Source organism: Stenotrophomonas sp. 10L48, assembly GCF_056395105.1.
Genome location: NZ_JBFTIX010000005.1, coordinates 365,397 through 388,987, shown reverse-complemented (window position 1 = coordinate 388,987; position 23,591 = coordinate 365,397). Strand labels below are relative to the sequence as shown.

17 protein-coding genes and 1 tRNA gene are annotated in these 23,591 nt (G+C 67.5%); 5 read left to right on the top strand and 13 right to left on the bottom strand.

The genetic code is table 11. The features are described from left to right. The 7 genes from AC1DCU_RS11095 to AC1DCU_RS11065 all read right to left on the bottom strand — a co-directional run bounded on the left by AC1DCU_RS11095 (nt 1) and on the right by AC1DCU_RS11065 (nt 9,143). Entirely contained in the window at nt 1-2,019 is a 2,019-nt protein-coding gene (locus AC1DCU_RS11095) for an energy transducer TonB family protein (protein ID WP_442251346.1), read from the bottom strand. Continuing rightward, nucleotides 2,016-3,401, bottom strand: a complete 1,386-nt coding sequence (locus AC1DCU_RS11090; protein WP_442251345.1) for a hypothetical protein — start codon at nt 3,399-3,401, stop codon at nt 2,016-2,018. Before AC1DCU_RS11090 ends, AC1DCU_RS11095 begins: the two co-directional genes overlap by 4 nt. Nucleotides 3,402-3,405: 4 nt before the next feature. Beyond that, nucleotides 3,406-4,161 (bottom strand): PP2C family serine/threonine-protein phosphatase, encoded by a 756-nt coding sequence (locus AC1DCU_RS11085; protein ID WP_309909943.1) that lies wholly within the window; start codon nt 4,159-4,161, stop codon nt 3,406-3,408. A gap of 2 nt (nt 4,162-4,163) precedes the next feature. Then, nucleotides 4,164-4,844, bottom strand: a complete 681-nt coding sequence (locus AC1DCU_RS11080) for a vWA domain-containing protein (RefSeq protein WP_051584968.1) — start codon at nt 4,842-4,844, stop codon at nt 4,164-4,166. A gap of 148 nt (nt 4,845-4,992) precedes the next feature. Continuing rightward, nucleotides 4,993-5,068, bottom strand: a tRNA-Thr gene (locus tag AC1DCU_RS11075). 84 nt (nt 5,069-5,152) lie between these two features. Continuing rightward, nucleotides 5,153-6,157 (bottom strand): 2-hydroxyacid dehydrogenase, encoded by a 1,005-nt coding sequence (locus AC1DCU_RS11070; RefSeq protein ID WP_442251344.1) that lies wholly within the window; start codon nt 6,155-6,157, stop codon nt 5,153-5,155. A gap of 97 nt (nt 6,158-6,254) precedes the next feature. Continuing rightward, nucleotides 6,255-9,143: an autotransporter domain-containing protein gene (locus AC1DCU_RS11065; protein ID WP_442251343.1), complete on the bottom strand. Its 2,889-nt coding sequence runs from the start codon at nt 9,141-9,143 to the stop codon at nt 6,255-6,257. A 267-nt stretch (nt 9,144-9,410) separates the two neighbouring features. Here AC1DCU_RS11065 and AC1DCU_RS11060 point away from each other — a divergent pair, with 267 nt between their 5' ends. The 5 genes from AC1DCU_RS11060 to AC1DCU_RS11040 all read left to right on the top strand — a co-directional run bounded on the left by AC1DCU_RS11060 (nt 9,411) and on the right by AC1DCU_RS11040 (nt 15,431). Further along, complete coding sequence (locus AC1DCU_RS11060; RefSeq protein ID WP_080149532.1) at nt 9,411-9,911, top strand: RNA polymerase sigma factor; 501 nt, start codon at nt 9,411-9,413, stop codon at nt 9,909-9,911. Beyond that, nucleotides 9,908-10,876 (top strand): FecR family protein, encoded by a 969-nt coding sequence (locus AC1DCU_RS11055; RefSeq protein ID WP_032975982.1) that lies wholly within the window; start codon nt 9,908-9,910, stop codon nt 10,874-10,876. Before AC1DCU_RS11060 ends, AC1DCU_RS11055 begins: the two co-directional genes overlap by 4 nt. Before the next feature lie 332 nt (nt 10,877-11,208). Then, nucleotides 11,209-13,716 (top strand): TonB-dependent receptor plug domain-containing protein, encoded by a 2,508-nt coding sequence (locus AC1DCU_RS11050; RefSeq protein ID WP_442251363.1) that lies wholly within the window; start codon nt 11,209-11,211, stop codon nt 13,714-13,716. Between the two features lie 45 nt (nt 13,717-13,761). After that, nucleotides 13,762-14,730 carry a hypothetical protein gene (locus AC1DCU_RS11045; protein ID WP_442251341.1) on the top strand — a complete coding sequence of 323 codons (969 nt, stop codon included), beginning with the start codon at nt 13,762-13,764 and terminating at the stop codon, nt 14,728-14,730. Then, nucleotides 14,727-15,431, top strand: coding sequence for a hypothetical protein (locus AC1DCU_RS11040; protein ID WP_442251340.1), 705 nt, complete (start codon nt 14,727-14,729; stop codon nt 15,429-15,431). The genes AC1DCU_RS11045 and AC1DCU_RS11040 overlap by 4 nt, the downstream gene beginning before the upstream one ends. Nucleotides 15,432-15,439: 8 nt before the next feature. On the opposite strand, the gene AC1DCU_RS11035 is transcribed toward AC1DCU_RS11040, so the two are convergent. The 6 genes from AC1DCU_RS11035 to AC1DCU_RS11010 all read right to left on the bottom strand — a co-directional run bounded on the left by AC1DCU_RS11035 (nt 15,440) and on the right by AC1DCU_RS11010 (nt 23,520). Beyond that, a complete protein-coding gene (locus AC1DCU_RS11035; RefSeq protein WP_442251339.1) occupies nt 15,440-16,105 on the bottom strand; it encodes a lysoplasmalogenase in 666 nt (221 codons plus the stop codon). Then, complete coding sequence (locus tag AC1DCU_RS11030; RefSeq protein WP_442251338.1) at nt 16,102-17,985, bottom strand: M61 family metallopeptidase; 1,884 nt, start codon at nt 17,983-17,985, stop codon at nt 16,102-16,104. The genes AC1DCU_RS11035 and AC1DCU_RS11030 overlap by 4 nt, the downstream gene beginning before the upstream one ends. Nucleotides 17,986-18,242: 257 nt before the next feature. Continuing rightward, on the bottom strand, nt 18,243-19,193 hold the full coding sequence (ispH, locus tag AC1DCU_RS11025; RefSeq protein ID WP_478014168.1) for a 4-hydroxy-3-methylbut-2-enyl diphosphate reductase: 951 nt from the start codon (nt 19,191-19,193) through the stop codon (nt 18,243-18,245). A gap of 27 nt (nt 19,194-19,220) precedes the next feature. Continuing rightward, a complete protein-coding gene (gene lspA, locus AC1DCU_RS11020; RefSeq protein ID WP_032975973.1) occupies nt 19,221-19,745 on the bottom strand; it encodes a signal peptidase II in 525 nt (174 codons plus the stop codon). Next, nucleotides 19,745-22,576, bottom strand: coding sequence for an isoleucine--tRNA ligase (ileS, locus tag AC1DCU_RS11015; protein WP_032975971.1), 2,832 nt, complete (start codon nt 22,574-22,576; stop codon nt 19,745-19,747). Before ileS ends, lspA begins: the two co-directional genes overlap by 1 nt. After that, nucleotides 22,573-23,520, bottom strand: a complete 948-nt coding sequence (locus AC1DCU_RS11010) for a bifunctional riboflavin kinase/FAD synthetase (protein ID WP_025873849.1) — start codon at nt 23,518-23,520, stop codon at nt 22,573-22,575. The genes ileS and AC1DCU_RS11010 overlap by 4 nt, the downstream gene beginning before the upstream one ends. Between the last annotated feature and the right edge of the window lie 71 nt (nt 23,521-23,591).

Here is a 23,591-nt window from a genome sequence, read left to right as displayed (position 1 = left end):
TCAGCCGCCCTGGAACTGCACCGGGAGACGCAGGGTTATCTGCTTGACCGTGGTCACCGGCCGCCGGGGGGTGACGTGCCATTGCAGTGCAGCCTCACGGGCGGCGCGATCCAGCGCAGGATGTCCGCTGCTGCGGTCCACGGTCACATCGAGCACGCGCCCCTCGGCTGACATGGTGATCAGCAGCTCGACGCTGCCTTCCAGCACCGTCTCCCCGTCACCACGCGGATAACGCGGGGGATGACGGCGCGTCATCGCCGCCAACTGCGCGCCCAACGCCTGCTCGGGGTCCAGCTGCGGCGGCGGCGGGTCCATGGCCGTCGGCGCTGGTGCGTCCACGGTCACCGCTGGCGGCGTGGCGGCGACAGGCGCTTTGAACACGACCGTCACCTGCCTGCGCTCGCCGCCTGTGGGCACCTTCGACGCGCTGAGCCAGGTGCGTGCGCCCCGGCGCGCGGCCTCATCCAGCTGGGCGCTGCCACTGCTGCCTTCCACCAGCACCGCCGTAACCACGCCGGTCTGCCAGACATCCACCTGCAGGGTCACCATGGTGTCGGCCTCCACAGGTGCGCGCAGCGGGATGCCATGGCGCAGGTCCTTGAAGCCGGCGGCGGGCAGGTCGACCAGCACCTGCCCATACTCTGCTGGTGGCGACGACGGCGGCAGAGAGGGTGACGTACGCAACGCCAGGCCCTTGCGATCGACCAGCATCCCCGCTGGCGGCATCGCGCGTTGCGCCTGCCTGGCGGTGTCCGCTTTCGGGACCGCCGGCGGCGAAGGCTCCGACACCGCCGGGCCAGCGGGGTCTGCGGCGGTGTCGGCGGCGTCCGGCGCATTGCCTTTGCCTGCCTTCGCCTGCCGATCGTCATCGCCCAGCAGCAGTGTCGCGCGCGCCGTCAGGATCTCCATGCGGTCTTCGGACGCACTGGCCAGCAGCGTCGAGAGCATGAACACGTCGCTGCCAAGCAGCAGCGTGTTCACGTCGAACCGGGCGGGATCGGACGAAGCGTTCTTGTCACTGCGGTCGATCAGTCCGGCAATCACCAGCGCGCCCAGCGCCAGCTCTTCGTCCGTGTCGACCATCGTCGAAGCGTAGGCATTCCACAGACGCTCCTCCAGCGGTGCATAGGCAAACAACACCTCCTGCGTGCCGTGGATGCGCCACAGGCGCTCTTCCAGTGCCGCGTCGCCCTCACGGTCGAACGGCTTGCGGGGCGACCACCGTGAGCGGATCGCCAGCTCCTGCAGATCCGTCGCCAGCAGGCGCATCGCAACCGAGGTGCTCGATGGCGAGAGCTTCCACATCTGCTGCAGCAGCTCGACCTGCTTCAGCTCCAGCTCGCGCGCTTCCTCTGCCGTCAGCCGGTCCACCATCGCGCCCGCATCGCTGGCCAGCCCCGCCGTCCTTTGCGTGCGGCGGCCGGACCGGGCGGCAAGGGTCTCGATGGTCTCGTTGTACGCCGCGCGCAGGCGCTCGTACTCGGTGCGGTCTTCGCGCAGCACGGGGCCATTGCGCGCCCACAGATCCAGCTCCTGCATCAGCGCCTGCGTACGCGGCAGATCGCCACGGGCAGCAGTGCGCGCGGTTTCGTGCACCTTGTTGAGCATTTCCCGCTCGAAATGACCGCGCGAGTACCAGCGCGGAACCGTAGTGCGATCCTCGCCGATCAGTACCGAGCTCGGCCCCTGTTGACCGCTTCCTGCGCCCGTAGCGCCATTCCCAGAAATGCCGGTGACGATGAAGACGACGAAAGAGAGGAAGCCGAACATCACCGACGCGATCAGATAGTCCACGGCCCGGTCCTGCACCGCTACGCGCAGGAATGACAGCACCGACACCGCTCCGCCGATCAGCAGCGCAGCACGCAACGCCGCCCTGCCATCACTCAACACGCCGCTCGACAGCACTCGTCCGAGCCAGCCGATCGAGCTGTAGACCAGCACGCCGAGGTCGCCCCAGAACGGCGCCATCCCGATCAGTGCCAGCAACAGCACGGCCAGTACTCCCAGCAGCTTCATGGGCGCTTGCTCATGATCAGCATCGGCACGAACAGGATGAACAGCAGGATCGCGATCGCCAGCATGGCCATCTGCACGGCCAGCCCCACGCCATCCCAGATGCCCGGGTCCACCAGCGCGCTGTAGCGGCGGTAGGCCGGCATGCCCCAGCCCATCACCCAGCCCAGCAGCAGCGTGCCGATCACCGCCATCGTCACCCGCGACATCACGCCGGGAACGCCGCTGGCCGCCGACGCCTGCGCGGCGACCGGCTGCGCCTGGGCGACGCGCGCGGCGGTGCGTGCACGCTGCTTGCGGGCCTTGTTCGGCTTCTGCCGCGTGCGGGTCTGCGCCGCGCGTGCGCTGCCGGCCAGCAGTTCGGCGCGGGCGCAGGCGGCACAGGGCATGCCGACAAAATGCTGGTGGGCCGCATCCTTGCCGCACGCCACCAGCTGACCGGCGTTGCGCCGTGCGTATTCCAGCAGCAGCGTGGCCCATTCCTGCGCCGAAGGCCTCCGCCGCGCCTGCGCCGAGAACGCACGATCAAACATGTCGCGCAGCGCCGGCGGAAACATCTCATGGCCGCTGACCGGCGAGGGCAGCATCCGCGGATGCGGCTTGCCACGCGCGTAGGGGTACAGGTTGGCGGCGATGCGTGCCGGCAGGTCACTGGGCACCGTCGCCCCCTGCGGCCGGCCCGCATACGGATGCAGGCCGGAATTGAGCAGCTGGAACACCATCACCGCCAGCGCGAATCGATCCTGCGCCTCCTCCTGGCCCGGCTTCACCCCCGGCTGCTGGAACTCGGACGCCAGATAGTCGGTGGTGACCTGGCCGGCCGGAAAGCGCTCGCCCTTGCCCTGGATGCTGAAACCATCGCAATCGAGCATCGCGATGAACAAGGTGCTGCGATAGAACCGCACGTTCAGCGGCTTGAGGTCGACCACATAGTGCTGCCGCCGGTGCAGCGCGGCCAGCATCACCGCCAGGTTGGCGGCCAGGGTCATCTTCGCGCCCAATCCGGTAGGCAGCCCCTCGGCGCGCGCCTGCCGCTCCTGCAGCACATGTTCCAGATCGCTGGTGGCCGACAGATCCAGGATCGGCATGGTGAAGCCGATGAAACGCCCACTGCGATCCCGCAGCAGGGTCATCGGCCAGGCAATCTGTACCTGGTCGGCCCCCTGCCCTTCCATCGGCGGCAGGTCCGGCTGCAGCTCCAGCATCGCCTGCAGCTTGCGCTCGTAGACGCGCGCGTCCTTGTCCGTATGGTAGAGCTTGGCCACTTCGCGCGGCCGCTCCTTGAGGGTGAACACGCTGCCCGCACCGCCACTCTTGAGCAGCCGCTCCAGGGTGAGCGGCCTGCGCTGCGCGTCGTAGACCTTTTCGCCGCTGCGCCCGGGCATGTGCTCAGGCCGGCAGCGCGACCAGCAACGTCTTGTCGTCGCCGGTGATCTGATCGGTGCGCGGGTCGGCCAGCGTCGCATGCAACGCTTGGCTGCCGTGGGTCTCGTCCACGCCGGCCAGATAACGGATCACCGGTGCGATGAACGGTTGGAACAGGCTGTCGCCCGCGCGCGACATCGCAAACGGCTGCACGCCGTCGGACATCAGCACCAGCGCATCGATGGCCCCTTCGAAGCGGGTCAACCGCAGCTGCTCGCGCCAGTTGCCACCGGTCACGAACCAGGTTTCGTTGGCGTACTCGCCATTGGCAGGCAGCGATACCGCATCGGGCGATTCATTGCTGAACGCACACGCGGCCACGCCATCGCCGACATGGAAGAACCAGCCGCCATCGCGCGTAGCGACCGCCCCTACCAGCGTGCAGGCATGGTCGGATAGCTTCAGGCCCTGGCTCAGCGCAAGCATCGCCAGCTGCCCGCGCGCATCGTCGACAGCGGTTTCGATGATGCTGCGCAGCGTGTCCACCGGCAGTGCCAGTGGATCGGCGCCGAGCTGCGCGGACCCGGTAACCGACGCCGCCACGCTGCTGGAAACGTGCCGGGCGCCCACATCGCTGTGCGATGCGGAGCCTGCGCCATCGCAGACCACCGCGACCAATGTCTGCCCCACCTGCACCGACGCATAGGCGTCCTGGCAGGGCTGCCCGCGGTCCAGATGGGACCGTCCCGTGGCCGATGCGGCCATCACGCGCCAGGCCATGGTCAGACCGGCACTTGTGACCAGCTGTCGGTGGCCGGCAATTGCACCTGGCCACCGGGCGTCGAATTGGAGACCACCCGCATGCTCGCGCTCAGCCACAGGAACAGTTCCTTGAACTGCAGGCCCTGCAGGCGCTTCACGCCGCGCTCGCCATTGCGGCTGAACTGACCCAGCACGCTCATGTCAGCATTGCCGACAGCGATCGGGAACACCGCCACCTTGTTCTGCTGCTCGGCCTCGCGGCACTGCTCGGCCACCGCCTCCCAGGCGTCCGTGGGCTGGCCATCGGACATCAGGAACAGCCACGGCCGGGTGTAGGCAACACCGGCCTGGCGGAAGCGCGCCTTCTCGTCTTCAATCTCCTGCAGCGCCACTTCCACGGCCGCACCGGTCGGCGTGGTGCCATTGGCCGACAACGTGGGCGCGGTGAAATCCATCGCATCGCACCAGTCACCGCTGATGGCCGCGTTGTCCATGCCGCCGTACTCGACCAGCAGCACGCGCACACGCTTGGCCGCGATCACATCGGCTTTCAGCTCCTGCTCCAGCAGCTTCAGGCCCGCGTTCAACTGCTCGATGGGGCCACCACTCATGCTGCCGGAACAGTCCAGCACCAGGATCAGCGGCGTGCGCTGCTCACTGTTGTCGACCAGCGAAACATCGGGGATTGCAGCAATGGACATGATGGGAAGCCTCCGTGCGGGTGAACCAGTGCAGGTGATCTGCGCGGCCGATTATAGGCAGAGCTGAAGGGCCCAGGGGCGAGGGCCGACGGAGAACCGTGCCGCCCAAACAAAAAGCCCCGACCAAGGCCGGGGCTTTTGCTGAAACTGGTGCCGGAAATAGGAATCGAACCTACGACCTACGCATTACGAATGCGCCGCTCTACCAACTGAGCTATTCCGGCGAAGCTGGCAATTTTACGGTCGCCCTGCCCCTGCGGTCAATCCGGTCGTGACGATTGCCGTCAAACGCCCACCCGCCCGGCCCCTCAACCCGCCGCTACCCGGTTGCCGCACTCCCGCCCCGCCGCGAAATCGGCCAGGTTGCCCAGCGTGATCGCCGAGATCTCCTGCAGCGCCTCCACGGTGAAGAAGCCCTGGTGGCCGGTCACCAGCACGTTGGGGAAGGTCATCAGGCGCTGGAACGCCTCATCGTCGATGATCTCGCCGGACAGGTCCTGGAAGAACAGCGCGCTTTCCTGCTCGTAGACGTCGATGGCCAGGTGGCCCAGCCGGCGCGACTTCAGCGCGCGGATCACCGCTTGGGTATCGACCAGGCCGCCACGCGAGGTGTTGACCAGCATCGCGCCGGGCTTCATCCGCGCCAGCGAGGCGTCGTCGATCAGGTGCTGGGTATCCGGGGTCAACGGGCAATGCAGCGAGACAATGTCCGAGCGCGAGAGCAGCTCGTCCAGTTCAACCATTGTGCCGATCCCGGTGAACGCCGGCGAGGGATACGGATCGTGCCCCAGCACGGTGCAGCCCATGCCGCGGAAGATGCGCGCGGTGGCCAACCCGATCTTGCCAGTACCGACGATGCCCACGGTCTTGCCATGCAGGGTGCGGCCGAGCAGGCCATCGAGCATGAAGTTGCCCTCACGCACGCGGTTGTAGGCGCGATGCGTGTGCCGGTTGAGGGTCATCACCAGCGCCAGTGCGTGCTCGGCCACCGCTTCCGGCGAGTAGGCCGGCACGCGGGCGACGAACAGGCCGAGCGCATTCGCGCTGGCCAAGTCCACATTGTTGAAGCCGGCACAGCGCAGCAGCACCGCGCGTACGCCCAGTGCATGCAGGGTCTGAAGCACCGGTGCATCGAGCCTGTCGTTGACGAACACGCAGACGGTGGCGCAGTCCTGTGCCAGCGCGGCGGTGTGCACGTTCAGCGCCGCGTCGAAGTACACGAACTGGAAATCCTGCCCTGCCCCCTCGCGCTGGTTGGCTTCCTCGAGAAAGCGGCGGTCGTAGGGACGGGCACTGAAAACGGCGATCTGCATGGCAAGGTCTGCGCGGAAATCCGCCACGACCATAGCGCACCCGCACCCCGATGGGGATGGCACCGGCGGCGCGACGGCCGCCGGTGCCGGTACTGCCTTAGAACGTATAGCCCAGGCCCAGCATCACGCCGTTCTGCAGCTGGCCGTCGCGGCGCTCGCCCACGTAGTCGACCATCACCGACAGGCGATCGGTGGCGCGGCTGGTCACACCCAGGTTCCAGGCCAGCACCTGCTCGCCCACGGTCTGGCTGCTGGCACCGAACACCAGGTCCGGCGCCGCGGCGAAGCCGGTGCTGTAACGGGCCTGGGTGTCGCCCAGTTCCTTCTGCCAGACAACGCGCGCGCGCGGGGTGATGCGCTCGCCGTTGTTGCCTTCGAAGGTCTTGAACACCTGCAGGCCCGCACCAACGCGGATGCTTTCCAGGCTGTCACCACGCCCCACCAGTGCGCCGGCACCCTGCCCTTCATTGAAACGGGTGGCCGAGGTGCGCGCGTAATCGACCACCGGCAGCAGCGGCTGGATCACTACGCCCTTGGCGGTGGTGAACGAGAAGCCGTGCTCCAGCCGGGCCGAGATCGCATCGTTGTTGTACTTGGCACGCAACGGACCCTGCAGGCCGTCGATGCCATCGATGCTGCGGCGGGTGTCGTGGCGCAGATCGGTATAGCGCACCGAGGCCGACAGGTAGCCACGCGAGTAGGTGGCATCCAGGTAGCCGCCCACATCCAGCGCGCGCACGTCGCCGCTGAAACCGGAACCATCGCGGCCCTTGGTCGACATGTCCGCGGCGGCAACGCTGACGCCCAGCGTCACCCGGTCATCGGCCAGCTGCGTATCGGCACCGAGCACGATGCCGCCGACGGTATGGCTCAGGCCGGCCACGCCGCCCTCGCCATCGATGCGGCCATGGCTGCCGAAGCCCCGGCCCCAGAGGCCGTGGCTGCGCGGCGCTTCGCCGCCGAAGTTGGTGCTGCCACCGCCCGTCCCCGCCGGCTCCACCAGATGCATCGCCAACTGGTTGAACAGGCTGCCATTGGCCATGCCCGGCTGCGCCGACGCCGCCTGCGCGGCCTGTGCGGCCAAACCACCGGCATCACCGCTGCCGCTGCGCCGTGCGGCCTGGTGCTGCTGCACCACGCTGCCGATGCTGCCAACCAGCGCGCTGTCGGCCAGGCGCAGGCTGGCATGGCCATCACCGCGCAGTGCACCGGCCTGCTGGGCGATCACATCGCGGTCAGCGAACTGCAGCGCCCCCAGCAGCGGCTTCAGCCCGGCATCCTGGCGCTGGCCGGCAGTAGCCAGCGCGCGACCGAGTCCATCGTTGCCATTGTTGCCGGTAAGCTGCGCGAGCTGGTCGAAGCCGGGGTTGGCGGTCAGCGACAGGCCCTCGGCGGTCTGGTTGATGTTGAAGCTCAGCAGCGAATTGTGGCGTGGCCGGAACACCTCGCCGTCGGTGATGCTGGCCGTATAGCCGGTGTCACCCAGGCGCACCGCATCGGTGAAACCGCCCTGGTAGATCGGGCCGCTCACCAGCTCACGCTGGTAGTTGCCGGCGTAGAAGCCCTGCGCCACGTTCAGTTCAAGGTGGGCGCCCGGCGAGATGACCAGCGCCCCCTCGTTGGCGCCGCTGTCGTAGAAGTCGCCCACGCGCAGACGGCCACTGTTGGCGCCGCCTGCCTCGGTCACGTCGAACAGCACCTTGCCGCCCGGCATGATGTTGACGTAGCCATGGGTAACCAGGTCACCACCACGCGGCATCAGGGTGCCGTACACGCGCAGGCGGTTGAAGCCATCCTCGCGGTACGACGGGCCGGTGCCATTGAGCAGTGCGCTCGAGTCGGTGGCAACCGAGGCGATGTCGCCGTGGCCGACCACCATGCCGGCCGCCAGCACGCGCAGCTCCGGCGTGCGCAACGCGCCGCCTTCCAGGGCGATGGTGCCGTTCTCCACCAGCATGAAATCGGCGCCGGTGGTTTCGGCGGTGCGCCAGGTGCCGCCCTTGGCGACGCGGATCACGCCAGCCGAATTGCCCAGCGTGGAAGCGTCCAGTTCATCCAGGCGCAGCTGGCCCAGAAGGAGCTGCTGTGTACCCGGATCGTTGAGGTAATCCTGCACCGAAGCCGGGCCGATGCCGTTCGGGCCGGCGCTGGAGCGGTTGTAGATGTTCACCGCATAGTTGATGTACGTGGTGGCGAAGTCGGTATCGTTCCAGCGCGCGAAGTCGTCATCGACGAACGCCTGCAGCTGGCGCGCAGTGCGCAGGTAGCCTGGATTGATGTCGCCGCTGACATTACCGGTGACCGTCAGGGTATCGCCCGGATCGCGGTAACCGGCGGCGGTGATGATGTTGTTGCTGTAGATGTCCTGGCCGGGGAAGGTCTCCAGCCTGCGGCCGCTGCCATCGGGATCGAAGCTGACCGAAGCGCCGGTGGTCCGGGCCGGGTCGCGGAACACCAGCAGGCCGTTGGGCTGCACCACCTCGTACATGGCCTTGTGCAGCAGGCCGGCATCCATGCCGCCGCCGTAGTTGCCGGTGTAGATCTCGGTCATCCGCGGCGACGGCGTGTAGATCACCTTGCCACTGTTGCTGGCAGCGTGGATCTGCACCGAGTCGACCAGCGGCAGGTCGCCGGCCAGGTAACGTTCGACGCCACCGGACTGCATGATCGAGCAGGACGAGATGCAGTGGCCGGACACGATGGTATTCAGGCCGTTGGTGCGGATCACGCCCTGCAGCCACTCACCCGCGATCAGCGCGCCACCATTGGAGGTGCGCAGCACGACTTCGCGGATCGGGCGGCCTTCGGCCTGCGCTTTGGCCAGCAGCGCCGGCAGCGCGACGACGTCGGCGACGGTGACACCGCCACTCAGCACGACGCGATCGCCCTGCACGTGATAATTCATTGCCATGACGTCATCCATCTGGCCCAGGGTCGCGATACCCACCAGGCCTGCCAGGGCGATGCTCAACTTCGAATGCTTCATTGCGTTCTCTCTCTCCGCCCGCACCACGCGGGTCGAAAGCAGAACGCAGCAGCGGGCTCGACGCCCCCAGTCGACGGCGAGAAAAAACATGAATGCATTCACAATGGAAATACGGAAGAAACGTGGGCTTCCCCATCCGGTCACCGTCGCGTAAAACTCGGTGACGCGTCCGTCATCGTCGTCCGAGGCCCTCCCCTGTCCGCGCCCTCCCCTTTGCTCCGTCCTGCGCCGGATCTGCCCGGGGTTCCGGATGCCTTCATCGCATTCGTGCGCGAGGAACGCGCGCCGCTGTGCGCTTTCCTGCGCGCCCGCGGTGTCGGCCCCGAGGATGCCGAGGACATCGCCCAGGACTGCATGGAGCGCCTGATCCGCTACCGCGCGCACGGCACCGAGGAGCTGCGGCTGCTGCTGTACCGCATCGCCCGCAACCGCCTGGCAGACCGCGGGCGCTCGCCACAATCGCGCAACCACCTGTCGCTGACCGAACGCGACGGCAACGAAGAAGCCGCCAGTGCTTCTCCTGATCCGCTGCGTCAGGCAGAATCCGGGCAGATGCTCGCCCTGCTGCGCCAGGCACTGTTCAAGCTGCCCGAACGTGCCCGCGAGGTGTATCTGCTCAACCGCATCACCGGGATGAGCTATACACAGATCGCCCGGCATTGCGGCATCACCGCCAAGACCGTGGAAAAACACATTGCCCGTGCATTGCAGGGCCTGCGCAAGGAGCTGGGCCCCGATCCTCTCCACAATGATGGAGATGCCGAATGATCCGCAACGACAACAGGGATGACACGTTGCTTTTTGAACACGCAAGCGCCTGGGTAGCCCGGCTGGACGCCCCCGACTGCAGCGCCGAAGAACGGCAGTCCTTCGAGGACTGGTTGGCCGAGGATCCGGCACATGTCAGCGCGTGGGTGCAGGCCGAGAAGCTGCACCAGCGCAGCGCCGGCCTGGCCAGCGACCCGTGGCTGCGCACCGCCGCCGCGCGTGCGGCACGCCGGCCGCAGCGGCGTTGGCTGCCCGGTGTCGCCGCCGCTGCAGGCGTGTGCCTGGCCGTTGGCCTGGGCTGGATGCTGTACACCGATGGCAATCCCACACCGCTGACCTACGCCAACGCCGGCCTGCTGCCACAGCAGCGCACCCTGGCCGATGGCAGCATCGCCACGCTCGACGCAGGCACCACGCTGACCGCACGCTTCGGCTGGCGCAAGCGCGAACTGGCGCTGGAACACGGTCGCATCCAGCTGCAGGTCGAACCGTCATCGCGCTCGCTGCGGGTGCAGGCCGGCGGCAGCTCGATCCGCGATATCGGCACCACCTTCCAGGTTGAACGCCTGGCTGACGGCCGGGTCGAGGTCGCGCTGCTGGAAGGCGTGGTGGAAGTCACCAGTGGCAGCGCGCAGCACACGCTCTCGCCGGGCCAGCAGCTGCAGGTCCTGGCCTCCGGCAAGATCCAACCCGGCCCGCAGCTGTCCTCGACTGCCGCCGCCGAGGCTTGGCCGCAGGGCAAGCTGGTGTTCGACGGCACGCCCCTGGCCACTGTGGTCGAGCGCATGAACCGCTATGGCAGCACGCCACTGGTGGTCGCCGACCCGGATATCGCCGACCTCGCGGTCAGCGGCACCTTCCGTGCAGGCGACGCGCATGAACTGCTTTCCGCCCTGGAACTGGGGTGGTCCATTGCTGGCCAGCCGCGCTCGGATGGCGCGCTGGAACTGCGCCGCACCTACTGAGGCGGCGGCCGATGCCGGCGCCTGGTGTGCTTCGTTGGGACGTGCTTCGTTGGGAGGTGCTTCGGTGGGACGTGCTGCGCTGGGGTCTGCTGCAGGCCCTGTTGTGCGTTGTGCTGGTGCCCGGTGTGGCGGCAACGGCGGCGTCAGCAGAAGCCGTCAGACAGGTCGACTACCGTATCGCTCCCGGCGCCCTGCCGCCGGCCCTGCAGCAATGGGCACGCCAGAGTGGCATTGCCCTGGTGTTCGACGCACGTGAACTGACCGGCCTGCGCACCGGTGGCGTCGCCGGCTCGCTGGCGCCGGCCGCCGCACTCAAGCAGCTCGTCGCCGGCATGCCGGTGAACATCCTGCAGACCCCCAGCGGCGGATTCGTGGTCCGCCGGCACGCTGCCCCACCCGCAGTGGTCGCGCAGCCGGTACGGCGGCCACCGCCGCCCGCGCCAGCCAAGCCGGTGCAGGTGGAACTGGCGCCGATCCATGTCACCGGCAGCCGCTTGCCGCGCACCTCCGTGCAGACCACGCTGCCGGTAACGGTGATCGATCGCGAGGACATCCTGCGCAGCGGCTACGGCACGTTGTTCGACCTGTTGCGCCACCTGCCCGGCATGAACGGCCATCCGCCATTGAGCACCTCGCGCAGCGGCGACTCGCTGTACCTGCCGGTCGGCGCGGCCGCCACCACCAGCCTGGACGGCATGGGCCCGCGCGCAACCCTGTTCCTGGTCAACGGCCGGCGCCTGCCGCGTTATCCGATGGTGTCGCTGGAAGAAGGCGGGCTGACCGATCTGGGAGGCATTCCGCTCAGCTTCGTCGAGCGCATCGAGCTGGTGCGTGGCGGTGCTTCGGCCATCTACGGCGCCGATGCGATGTCCGGCGTGGTCAACATCATTCTGCGTGACCAGGCCGAGGGACCGGAAGCGACGCTGCAATCGGGTGTCAGCAGCCGTGGCGATGGCGATCAGTACCGGCTGCAGGCGGCCACGGGCGGCGTGCGCGAAGGCGGCGACCGCTGGTTCGCCGGCATCGATCTGCATCGCCTGCAGCATGTGGCCGGTGACCAGCGCGACTGGCATGCGGAAACCTCGCTGTACCCGATCGGGCTGATCATGCCCAACGGTGATTACTACCCGGCCACGCAGTGCCATCCGCCATTGCAGAGCGAAGACGACGGCTGCTGGTTCGACAACGCACGCCCGCGCTCGCTGCAACCGGCGTCGGAAACGCTGTCCGGCTACCTGCGTTATCGCCACGAGCGCGGTGACGGACGCTACGCCTACGTGGAAGCACGCGCCAGCCACAACCGCCAGCGCTTCGAGCTGGGCCCGACCGCCGTCGCCCTCAATTTCAGCCGTGGCGCGATCCTCAACGTGGTCCTGCAGGAAGGCGGCGAAGTGCGCCCGCGCGTGCATGCCACCGAAGGCGACATCAGTTTCGGCATGGGCCGTGAGCGCGCCGGCCGCAGTTGGGATGCTGGCCTCAGCGCGCAGCGCAGCCAAGTGGACCTGCGCACCGAAGGCACCGTGCGCAGCGAACGCCTGCTGGAAGCAGCACGCACGCTGGACTTCCTGCCCGGATTTTCCACCCTGCCGGCGGGGCTGGCAGAGGAGCTGTTCCCGGCCATCCACAACCGCGGACGTACCGAGCAGTGGCAGGGCTGGTGGGGCATGCAGCGCACCCTGATGACACTGCCCGGCGGTGCAGCACAACTGGCCACCGGTATCGATCTGCGCCGCGAGCGCTGGACCTCGCTGCCCGATCCGCTGCTGGGCAAGGGCGAGCTGGCGCTGGGACTGCCGATGGAGCAACGCCGGCTGTCGCGGCAGAGCAACGCCGCTTACGCCGAAGTGGGCCTGCCGTTGGCGCCGACACTGCGCCTGGACGTGGCCGCGCGACTGGACCGCGATGGCGGTGACACTGCGTTTTCGCCGCGTGCCGGCCTGCGCTGGAGCCCCAGCCCGCACTGGTCGTTCCTGCTTGCCAGTGGCCGCGGCTACCGCGCTCCCAGCATCTTCGAGCGCCGGCGGCCACCGGGCTACTTCGGCCTGTATGGCCTGCCCGCCTCGGAGTCCCTGCCGACGTGCGCGCGCCCGCTGCGCGATGGCGGCTGCGCGGTGGAAGTGGAGGTGGCGGAGAACGACGGGCTGAAAGCCGAGACCTCGCGCAGCCACTCGCTGGCCGCCAGCTGGACACCCAACGATGCGTTCTCGCTGTCACTGACCCACAACATCGTCGAACTGCGCAACGAGATCCTCGCACTGCAACCCAGCGATGCACTGTGGAATCCCGGCACCTGGGAACTGGATGAGCAGGGCCGCCTGCGTAATCTTCGCCTGTCATTCGACAACATCGGCCGCACCACCTCGCGCAACTGGGTACTGCGTGGCGAGTACCGGGTGGATACCGGTCGCAACGGGCAGTGGCTGTTCTCGCTGGATGCGTTGAAACAGCAGGAGCTGCGTCGTGATCGCGGCCATGGCGAATCGGTGGACCTGCGCGGGCATGCCACGCCGGCGAACGCGGGCATCCTCAACGTACAGTGGCAGAACCCGTCCTGGGACATCGCCCTGCGAGGCAACCGCGTCGGCCGCACCCGCGCATGGCTGGCCGGTGAAGCGTGCGCGCAGGAGCAGCATGACCAGGGCCGTTGCATGAACCCGGCGCAGCTGCGCTGGAACCTGCATCTGGCGCGGCGGCTGAGCCCGCGCGTGATTGCCGCACTGGACGTGCACAACCTGCTTGATACGCGGCCGGTAAACCACCTGGTCGGCAGCGGCGGGCAGATGCCCGGGCTGGACGATCCACTCGGGCGCTACTTCCTGCTGACCCTGCAATTCCGCTGAGCGTAGTACCCTACGCCGCCTGTTCCACGGCGTCGAAGGCGAGTCATGAAAGCCTACCTCTGGTTCCTGGGCGCGCTCATGCTGTTCTTCGCGCTGCCCTTCCCCTGCCTGCTCTACTTCGGCACCAGCTGGCCGCTGGAAGCGGGCGACCGCAGCGCGCCCTGGCTGGCACTGGCCCTGCTGGCGACGTCGCTGACGCTATGGCTGGTGCTGCTGTACGCCTTCCTGCATTACCTGCTGCTGGCGCCACCCCGTGCGTTACAACGTGTGCGCGGCATCCTGGCCGACGGCACGCCCCGCAACGCACGCATCGAGCAGGCCGAAAAGACCGGCGTGCAGGTGCGCGGCTTCGCGCAGTGGCGGCTGCAGCTGGCCTTCGACAATCTGTCCGGCACCCCGATCACCGAAACGCTGGTCGTGGTCGACAGCAAGCCACAGCTGCAGCGCTTCACCGTGGGCAGCCAGCTCGAGGTGCTGCTCAGCCCCACACCCGGCCCCGCGCCCAACCTGATGCTGGCAGGATCGCAACCGGAACTGGACCGCGCCAGCCTGTGGCGCCGCGGCATCGGCGGCCTGATCGGCATTGTCGTGGTCGCTGCCGCGTACGTCATGGCCTATCGCCTGCAGAGCGATGGACTGGGCTGGACGTTCCTGGGCTTCGGCCATCCGCTGCTGGTCTGCCCGCTGGTGCTGTGCGGCTACCTGATCGGCCTGCGTCTGCTGGCGCGCCTGCTGGCCGGCACACTGCAGATCGACGCGCGCGGCGAAGCGCTCAAGTACCGTGGTATCGGCGCCGAAGCGCAGGTGCTCGACGTGCGCCAGACCGGCACCTACGTCAACGAACAACCGCAGGTCGAGTTCAAGCTGGAATATCTCGACCGCGAGGGCAACGTGCAGCAGGCCAGCGTGCGCCGCTTCGTTGCGCTGCTCGAACTGGCCAACATTCCACGCGGGCAGGTCGACATCCTCTACGACCCGGATGATCGCCGCAGCGTGCGCATGGAGCACGCGTGAAGCGGCCCGTGTCCACGCCGCTGGTGTTCGCCGGGGTGGTGCTGGCCCTGGCCGGTGCCGCCACGGCAGGCGGCGCATTGCAGACCGTCAACGCGACCCTGCGTGGCGCCGCATCGACCGTGCCTGCGGATGCGTTGCAACAAGACCCATGGGAACAACCGTTGCGAACGGCGGCCATCGCAACGCCACGGGCGGCGCCCGAACCGATGCCGCTGCCAAGGCGCGCGCGGCCGAACCTGCTGCTCGACAGCGAGCGCCTGCAGGTGGCACGGCAGGCGCTGGAGGCGATGCCCGGACTGGCCGGCGAACGCCTGGTCGTTTTCCACAGCATCCACTTCCATGACGACGGCCGCATCGACATCGACCTGGTCGATCCACAGCAGCCGGGCCACGTGGATAGTTATCACTACCAACGTGGACAATGGCGCAAGGGCGATGCGGTGAATCCGCAGCAGTTCGCGCCGACCATCACCCTGCGCCGCAGCAGCACTGCATTGGCCAACATCGATTTCGATGCCGTGCCACGGGTGACGCAGGCCCTGCAGCAACAGCGCAATGCCCTGATGCGTTCGCCGGCCGACGTCGGCCATGTCTATGTGGTCATCCGCAAGGGCGGCAAGCTGGCGTGGTTGCCGGATGAAGTAGCCGGCGACCGCCAGACCGTGCGCCTGCGCTACGACGCCAAGGGCAACCTGCAGTAGAAAAAGGGCTATCTCACCGAGCGGGCGATGGCGTACTGCGCAGCGTAGTAGGTGGACAGCACCAGCAGGCTGGCCATCGGCAGGCCACCGCCGAAGCGATCCCACGCCAGCAATGAATCACTGGCCACGAACAGCAGTGCGCCAGCGGCAGCCCAACGCGCGCTGCCCGCTTCCAGTGCGTCGACGTGTGGCCGCTTCCAGTAGCGGGCCAGTGCCAGCACTGCCATCAGCGCCAGCACCACGACATAGGCCAGCACCGGAACGCGCATCGGCAGCGGTAGATGCGGCCACAGGCCGGTGACGTTGATCGAAGCGAATGCGGCAAGCAGCACGAAGGCAGCGAGCAATCCGCGGCCCGCGCGCAGGCCGGCACGGAACGCGGCGATGTAGCACAGGTGCGCCAGCAGGAAGGCCACCAGGCCTGGCACGAACGCGTCGATCGGCAGCATCAGCGCGATATCACCTGCACAGGACAACAGCATGCCGGCCAGCACCGCACGCCGGTAGAACGCATCCGTCAGCGGCCGCGCCTGCCAGGCGATGGCGGCGATCAGCAGTGTGGTCGCCGGTTTGGCCAACCAGTGCAGCCAGCGCCCATCGCCGTCCAGGTAGGCGCCGATGATGGCCAGCACGGCCACCACCAGGATCAACCCATCGCGCGTGCGCAACTTCATCGTGCCTTCCACAGCTCTGCAAGGCGATCCGGGCGGCCGGCGATGCGCTCCAGCACCGGATACTGCAGGCCACCGTGGTAGTCGATCTTCATCGTATCGATGCGGTCGAACTGCTTGACCAGCAGCGTGACCGGCGCCTTGTCCTTCGCCGCCGTGGCTACTGCATCCTTCAAGCGCTGGCTGCTGTATTCGCGGCCACCAACGGCGATCACCTTCATGCCCGGTGCCAGGCCGGCATTGAACGCCGGGCTGTCCCAGACCACATCACCGACCACGCCACTGTCGAGCACCGTCGCTCCCAGCGAGTAGGCCAGCAGCGCTGCCTTCGCGCGCTTTTCCTGCGCCTTGTAGGCCTCGTTAGGCGCATCGCGGTAGACCAGCTTCCAGCCCGCCAGTTCCAGGCCACCGGTCAGCGATCCGTGCCCGTCCAGGCGCTGGCGCAGGAAGCTCGCCCAGTCGTACGGCGCGATGCCGTTGAGGGTCGCCACTACGTCATCGAAGGTGTAGGGATTGACGTCCCAATCGCCGTTGCCGACGCCGAAGAAGGCACGCGCGAAGTCATCCAGGCTGCGCCGGTTGCCGGTCAGCCCACGCAGCTTGCCCTCCACCTCCAGCCACAACATCTGCCCGCCGGAGTAGTAGTCCTCGCTCATCTGGTAGTTGCGGTACGGCAGGGTGCGACGCTGGGCGATGGTCGGGTCGTTGGTGGTGTCCTGCAGCGGTCGCCAGGCCAGGCCCGGGCGACCACGATCATAGGTGGCGGCCACGTTGGCCAGCATGTCGCGCGCCTGCTCGCTGGACCACAGCCCCGAACGTGCGGCCAGTACCTGGCCCCAGAACTGGGTCTGCCCTTCGTACACCCACAACAGGCTGTCGCCCATCGGCGTATTGAAGTTGGCCGTGGCCAGGTCGGCACCACGACGGTACTTGCCGTTCCACGAGTGGGTGTACTCATGCGGCAGCAGGTCGCGCATCCACGCGTTGCTGTCCCACTCGGTGAAGTAGCCCGGGTCGGCGCTGTTCTCGCTGGAACGATGGTGCTCCAGACCGATGCCGCCGAGGCGATCGGTCAGGGCAAGCAGGAATTCGTAGTGGTCGTAGTGGCGCGCGCCGTACAGCTTGTCCGCCTGCTGCACCAGCGCACGGTGCACCTTCAGCTGCGCGTCGGTCGGCTTCAGCGATTTGGCATCGTCGGCGAACACATTCAGATGTACCGGCGCCTTCGCGCCCGGGTCGAGGTCGATGCGCTGGTGATGCTCACCGGCAAACAGCGGCGAATCGACCAGGTGGTCATAGGAAATCGGCTTGAACACCACGGTGTCGCCATCGCGGCGTGCGGTTTCCAGTGCGGTCGCGTAGGCCCAGCCCTTGGGCAGGGTCACGCTGGCCTGCGCCTGCAGGTTGCGCGCGTCCACGCCGGCCGGATACAGCGAGTTGGCGTTCCACTGCAGGTTGAGCATTTCCGGGGTCATCACCACCCGGCCCTGGCTGCCGCCCTGCGAGGACAGGAAGTCGAAGTGGGCGACGATCTCGCTCACGCCCTCGGGCACGTTCACCTTGAATGCATAGACGTTGTACTGGTCACGCTGCCAGGCCAGCGGCTTGCCGTTGGCAGTCACACGCAGGCCGGCCAGCTTGTCGATCGGGCCGGTGGGCGAATGGTTGCCGGGAATCCACTGCGGGTACAGCAGGGTCAGCGGGCCGGGCTTGGCCGGCACGGTGGCGGTCACCTTGAAGATGCGCCGGGCCAGGTCGCGTGCATCGACGTCGATGCGCAGCAGGCCGGGGGCGGCGGCATCACCCGGTAGCTGAGTCTGCGCCAGCGCGGGCGTAGCCGCCAGCGCGAACAGCACGGACATCACCAGGGCACGGGTATTCATCGGCAACTTCCAGCAGCGAAGGATTCCCCGATGCTAGGCCTGTGAGGTGCCGAGCCCCATGGCCGAAGGTCATGGTCAGTGGCGCATCGACCAGATGCGGCAAAGCCTCATCGGAGCGTTGGCGAAGACTGACAGCATCCACGCATGGCGTGGATCTGCTGGAAAGCAGAGCAGTACCGGGTAGATCCACGCCATGCGTGGATGACGTACAGCCGACAGTGCGAACCAGGGTTCGCACCCACCGGCAGCGCTGCCGGTCAGTCGAYCAGGCGCAGGCGCAGTTCCTTCGGCAGCGCGAACACCATCGATTCCGGCTCGCCTTCCAGCTCGCCCACGCCGCTGGCGCCCAGCTCGGCCAGACGCGCCAGCACGCCATCGACCAGCACCTGCGGTGCCGAAGCACCAGCGGTCACGCCGATATGTTGCTTGCCCACCACCCAGGCCGGGTCGATCTCGTGTGCACCGTCGATCAGGTAGCTCTCCACGCCTTCACGGCGGGCCAGCTCGCTCAGGCGGTTGGAATTGGAGCTGTTCGGCGAACCGACCACCAGCACCAGGTCGCAGCGCTTGGCCAGGTCGCGCACGGCGTCCTGGCGGTTCTGCGTGGCGTAGCAGATGTCGTCGTTCTTCGGCCCCTGCATCGCCGGGAAGCGCTCGCGCAGCGCATCGATGATGCCGCGCGTGTCATCCACCGACAGCGTGGTCTGGGTGGTGTAGGCGAAGTTTTCCGGCTGGTTGATCTGCAACGTGGCCACCTGCTCCACGTCCTCGACCAGGTAGATCTGGCCGGTGCCCGCTTCGCGGTTCCACTGGCCCATGGTGCCTTCCACTTCCGGGTGACCGGCGTGGCCGATCAGCACGACGTCACGGCCGGCACGGCAGTGGCGGGCGACTTCGAAGTGGACCTTGGTCACCAGCGGACAGGTCGCGTCGAACACTTTCAGGCCACGCCGCTCGGCTTCCTGGCGCACGGCCTGGGAAACGCCATGGGCGCTGAAGATGACGGTGTTGTTGTCCGGCACTTCGTCGAGCTCCTCGACGAAGATCGCGCCGCGCTGCTTCAGGTCGTCGACCACGAAGCGGTTGTGCACCACTTCATGGCGGACATAGATGGGCGCGCCCAGCGTTTCGATCGCGCGCTTGACGATCTCGATCGCACGATCGACACCGGCACAGAATCCACGCGGGTTGGCGAGCAGCACATCCATCAGTTCAGTCTCCCGGCAGCGGCCGGCTTACGGTTTCGGGTTGGCATTATCCGCCTTTTTGGCGGACTTGCCGTCGAACAGGCCAAACAGGGCGATGCCTACGGCACCCACCACGATGGCCGAATCGGCGATGTTGAACGACGGCCAGACATGCTCGCCGACGTACCACTGGATGAAATCGACCACGTGACCATGCACCTGGCGGTCGATCACGTTGCCGATCGCACCGCCGATGATCAGCGCGTACGGCACGGCGGCCTTCCAGTTGCCACGGGCGGTCGCGCGCAGCCACCAGGCCATCAGGCCGCTGATGGCGATCGCCAGCACGGTGAAGAAATGCTTCTGCCAGCCACCGGCATCGCTCAGGAAGCTGAACGCTGCCCCGGTGTTGTAGGTGCGGTACCAGTTCCAGAAGCCGTCGATGACCACCACCGGCTGGAACTCCGGCAGGCTCGACAGCACCCAGGCCTTCGACCACTGGTCCAGGCCGATGATGACTGCCGACAGCAGCAGCCAGATCAGCGCATTGGGATGCGGGCGCGCGGCGGCCATCAGAACCAGCTCCGCACTTCGCCGGCACCGGCGATGTTGGTCACGCAGCGGCCGCACAGTTCCGGGTGGTCGGCATTGCTGCCGACGTCGGCACGGTGGTGCCAGCAGCGCACGCACTTGGCTTTCTGCGTCGGCTGCGCGCTGACGAACACCTCGTCGGTGGTCGCCGGACGCACCTGCACGTCACCGCTGATGAACAGGAAGCGCAGTTCATCGGCCAGCGGCTGCCAGCGGGTCGCCTGCTCTTCGCTGGCGGCGATGGTGATCTCCGCTTCCAGAGCGGCGCCGATCGCACCATTGGCGCGCATCGGCTCCAGCACCTTGGCCACCTGCTCGCGCAGGGCCAGCAGCTGGTCGAAGTCGGCCGCGTTGAGCTGTGCGTCGGCCGGCAGCGGAGCCAGTCCCTCGTACCAGGTGGTGAACAGCACGTGGCCGGCACGGTCGCCCGGCAGATACCCCCACAGCTCATCGGCGGTGAAGGTCAGGATCGGCGCCACCCAGCGGGTGAACGCTTCGGCGATGTGGTACATCGCGCTCTGCGCCGAACGACGGCCATCCGAATCGGTCGGCATCGTGTACAGGCGGTCCTTGGTCACGTCCAGGTACAGCGAGCCCAGGTCCACGCTGCAGAAGTTCAGCAGCAGCTGCACGATCTCGGCCATGTCGTAGTTGTCATACGCGGCCTTGATCTTCTCCTGCAGTTCCCAGGCGCGATGCACGATCCAGCGGTCCAGCGCGACCATCTCGTCGAGCGGGCGCAGGTGCTGGGCGGGATCGAAACCGTCCAGGTTGCCCAGCAGGAAGCGTGCGGTGTTGCGCAGGCGACGGTAGGCGTCGGCGGTGCGCTTGAGGATTTCCTGCGACAGCGACATCTCGTTGCTGTAGTCGGCCGAGGCGATCCACAGGCGCAGGATGTCCGCGCCCAGCTTGTTCATGATTTCCTGCGGCTCGATGCCGTTGCCCAGCGACTTGGACATCTTGCGGCCGTGCTCGTCCACGGTGAACCCGTGGGTGAGGCACTGCTTGTACGGCGCGCGCTTGTCGATGGCCACGCCGGTCAGCAGCGAGGACTGGAACCAGCCGCGATGCTGGTCCGAACCTTCCAGGTACAGGTCGGCCGGCTTGCCGAAGCCACGGGCAGCCAGCACCGCTTCGTGGGTCACGCCCGAGTCGAACCAGACATCAAGGATGTCGGTGACCTTCTCGTAGTCGGCCGCTTCAGCGCCCAGCAGTTCGGCCGCGTCCAGCGAATACCACACGTCGATGCCTTCAGCCTGCACGCGGTCGGCCACCTGCTGCATCAGCTCCACCGAACGCGGGTGGATCTCGCCGGTCTGGCGATGGGTGAACAGTGCAATCGGAACGCCCCACGTGCGCTGGCGCGAGATGGTCCAGTCCGGGCGGCCGTCGACCATGCTCTGGATGCGCGCCTTGCCCCACGTCGGGAACCAGCCGACGGTATCGATGGCGGCCAGCGCATCGCTGCGCAGGTTGGCCTTGTCCATCGAGATGAACCACTGCGGGGTGGCGCGGAACACCACCGGCGTCTTGTGCCGCCAGCAGTGCGGGTAGCTGTGGCGGATCTCGACGAAGGCCAGCAGCGCGCCGCTGTCGCGCAGCACCTGCACGATCGCCTCCTGCGCCTTCCACAGGTGCTGGCCCGCCAGCACCACCTCGCCTGCCGGCGGCGTCGATTCCAGGTAGACGCCACGGCCGTCAACCGGGGTCACCTGGCCGGCGTTGTACTTGTCCAGCAGGCCGTACTTCTGGCTGACCACGTAGTCTTCCTGGCCGTGGCCGGGGGCGGTATGCACCGCACCGGTACCGTCCTCGTCGGACACGTGTTCGCCGTTGAGCACGAGGATCTCGCGCTCCGGGTAGAACGGATGGATCAGCAGCTGGTTTTCCAGCGCCGAACCTTCGGCCTCACCGTGCAGCACCACCGCGTCCACGCCGTAGCGCTGCAGCGAGCGCTCGGCCAGTGCAGCGGCCAGCACCAGCCAACGGCGCTTGCCGTTGTGCGCCGGGCCTTCGGCCAGCACGTAGCGGATGTCCGCGCCCAGCGATACCGCCAGCGAGGCCGGCAGCGTCCACGGGGTGGTGGTCCAGATCGGCACGGCCACTTCCACGTCGGCCGGCACGCTTACGCCGAACGCCTGCGCCACGGCCTGCGCATCGCGCGCGGTGTAGGCCACGTCGATCGCCGGCGAGGTCTTTTCCTGGTATTCGATCTCGGCCTCGGCCAACGCCGAACCGCAATCGAAGCACCAGTACACCGGCTTGGCGCCGCGCAGCAGGTGGCCGTTGGCGATGACCTTGGACAGCGCGCGGATCTCGTTGGCCTCGAAATCGAAGCTCAGGGTCTTGTACGGGTTGTCCCAGTCGCCGGTGACGCCCAGGCGCTTGAAGTCGGCGCGCTGGATGTCGATCTGCTCCTCGGCGAACTCGCGGCACTTCTGCCGGAACGCGACCGCATCGAGCTTCACCCCGACCTTGCCCCACTTCTTTTCCACCGCGATTTCGATCGGCAGGCCATGGCAGTCCCAGCCCGGCACATAGGGCGCATCGAAGCCGGCCAGGTAGCGCGACTTGACGATGATGTCCTTGAGGATCTTGTTGACCGCATGGCCCAGGTGGATGCGCGCATTGGCGTACGGCGGGCCGTCATGCAGCACGAACAGCGGGCGGCCGGCGGCGTTGTCGCGCAGCTGCTGGTAGAGCCCCTGCTCTTCCCAGCGCGCCAGAATGCCCGGCTCGCGCTTGGGCAGGTCGCCGCGCATCGGGAATTCGGTGGCCGGCAGGTTGAGGGTGGTCTTGTAGTCCTGGCTCACGCAGTGGCTCGCAATCTATGTTCGGAAAGGATGGCACGCGCCTGTTCGGCGTCGCGGTGCATCTGGTCGGTCAGCGCCGCCAGATCGTTGAATTTCTCTTCGTCACGCAGTTTGGCAACGAATTCGACTTCGATGTGACGCCCGTACAGGTCGCCCTGGAAATCAAACAGGTGCGCCTCCAGCAGCGGCTCCACGCCGTCCACGGTCGGCCGGGTACCGAAACTGGACACCGACGGCCACGGCTGGTCGAACACCCCGTGCACCCAGGTCGCGTAGATGCCCGACAGTGCCGGGGTCTTCGGGAAACGCAGGTTGGCGGTGGGGAAGCCCAGCGTACGGCCGAGCTGGCGCCCGCGCACGACCCGCCCGCTGATCGAGTACGGGCGACCGAGCAGGTCGCCGACGCGGGCGAAGTCGCCTTCCTGCAGCAGCTGGCGGATACGGGTGCTGGAGATGCGGTCACCATGCAGGTCGACCGCTTCAATCTCGCCGGCGCTGAAACCGAGCTCGGCGCCCAGCGCCTGCAGCAGGGCCAGATCGCCACGGCGACGGTTGCCGAAACAGAACTCCGGCCCGATCCACACCTCGCGGGCGTTCAGGCGCTGCGCCAGCAGCTGGCGCACGAAGGTTTCGGCGGGCATCGCCGCCATCGCCGCGTCGAAGCGCAGCAGGCCGATCGCATCAACGCCCAGTTCGTGCAGGATCTCGACCTTGCTGCGTGCCAGGGTCAACCGCGGCGGCGGCGTACCCTGGGCGAAGAACTCACGCGGCAAGGGCTCGAAGGCCACCGCCACCGCAGCCACACCCAAGGCGCGCGCACGCGCGACCGCGTGCCGCACCAGCGCACGATGGCCCAGGTGGAGGCCGTCGAATGCACCGATGCAGACCACGCTTCCGTTGGGGAACAGCTCCCCGCCCTCGACGCTTCTGAACAGCCTGCTCATCAACTCTCGTTCCGGCCGGCCGAAGCCCGCCCCTTCAATGGTGTAACCCTGAAGTATAGCCGCCGGGAGCC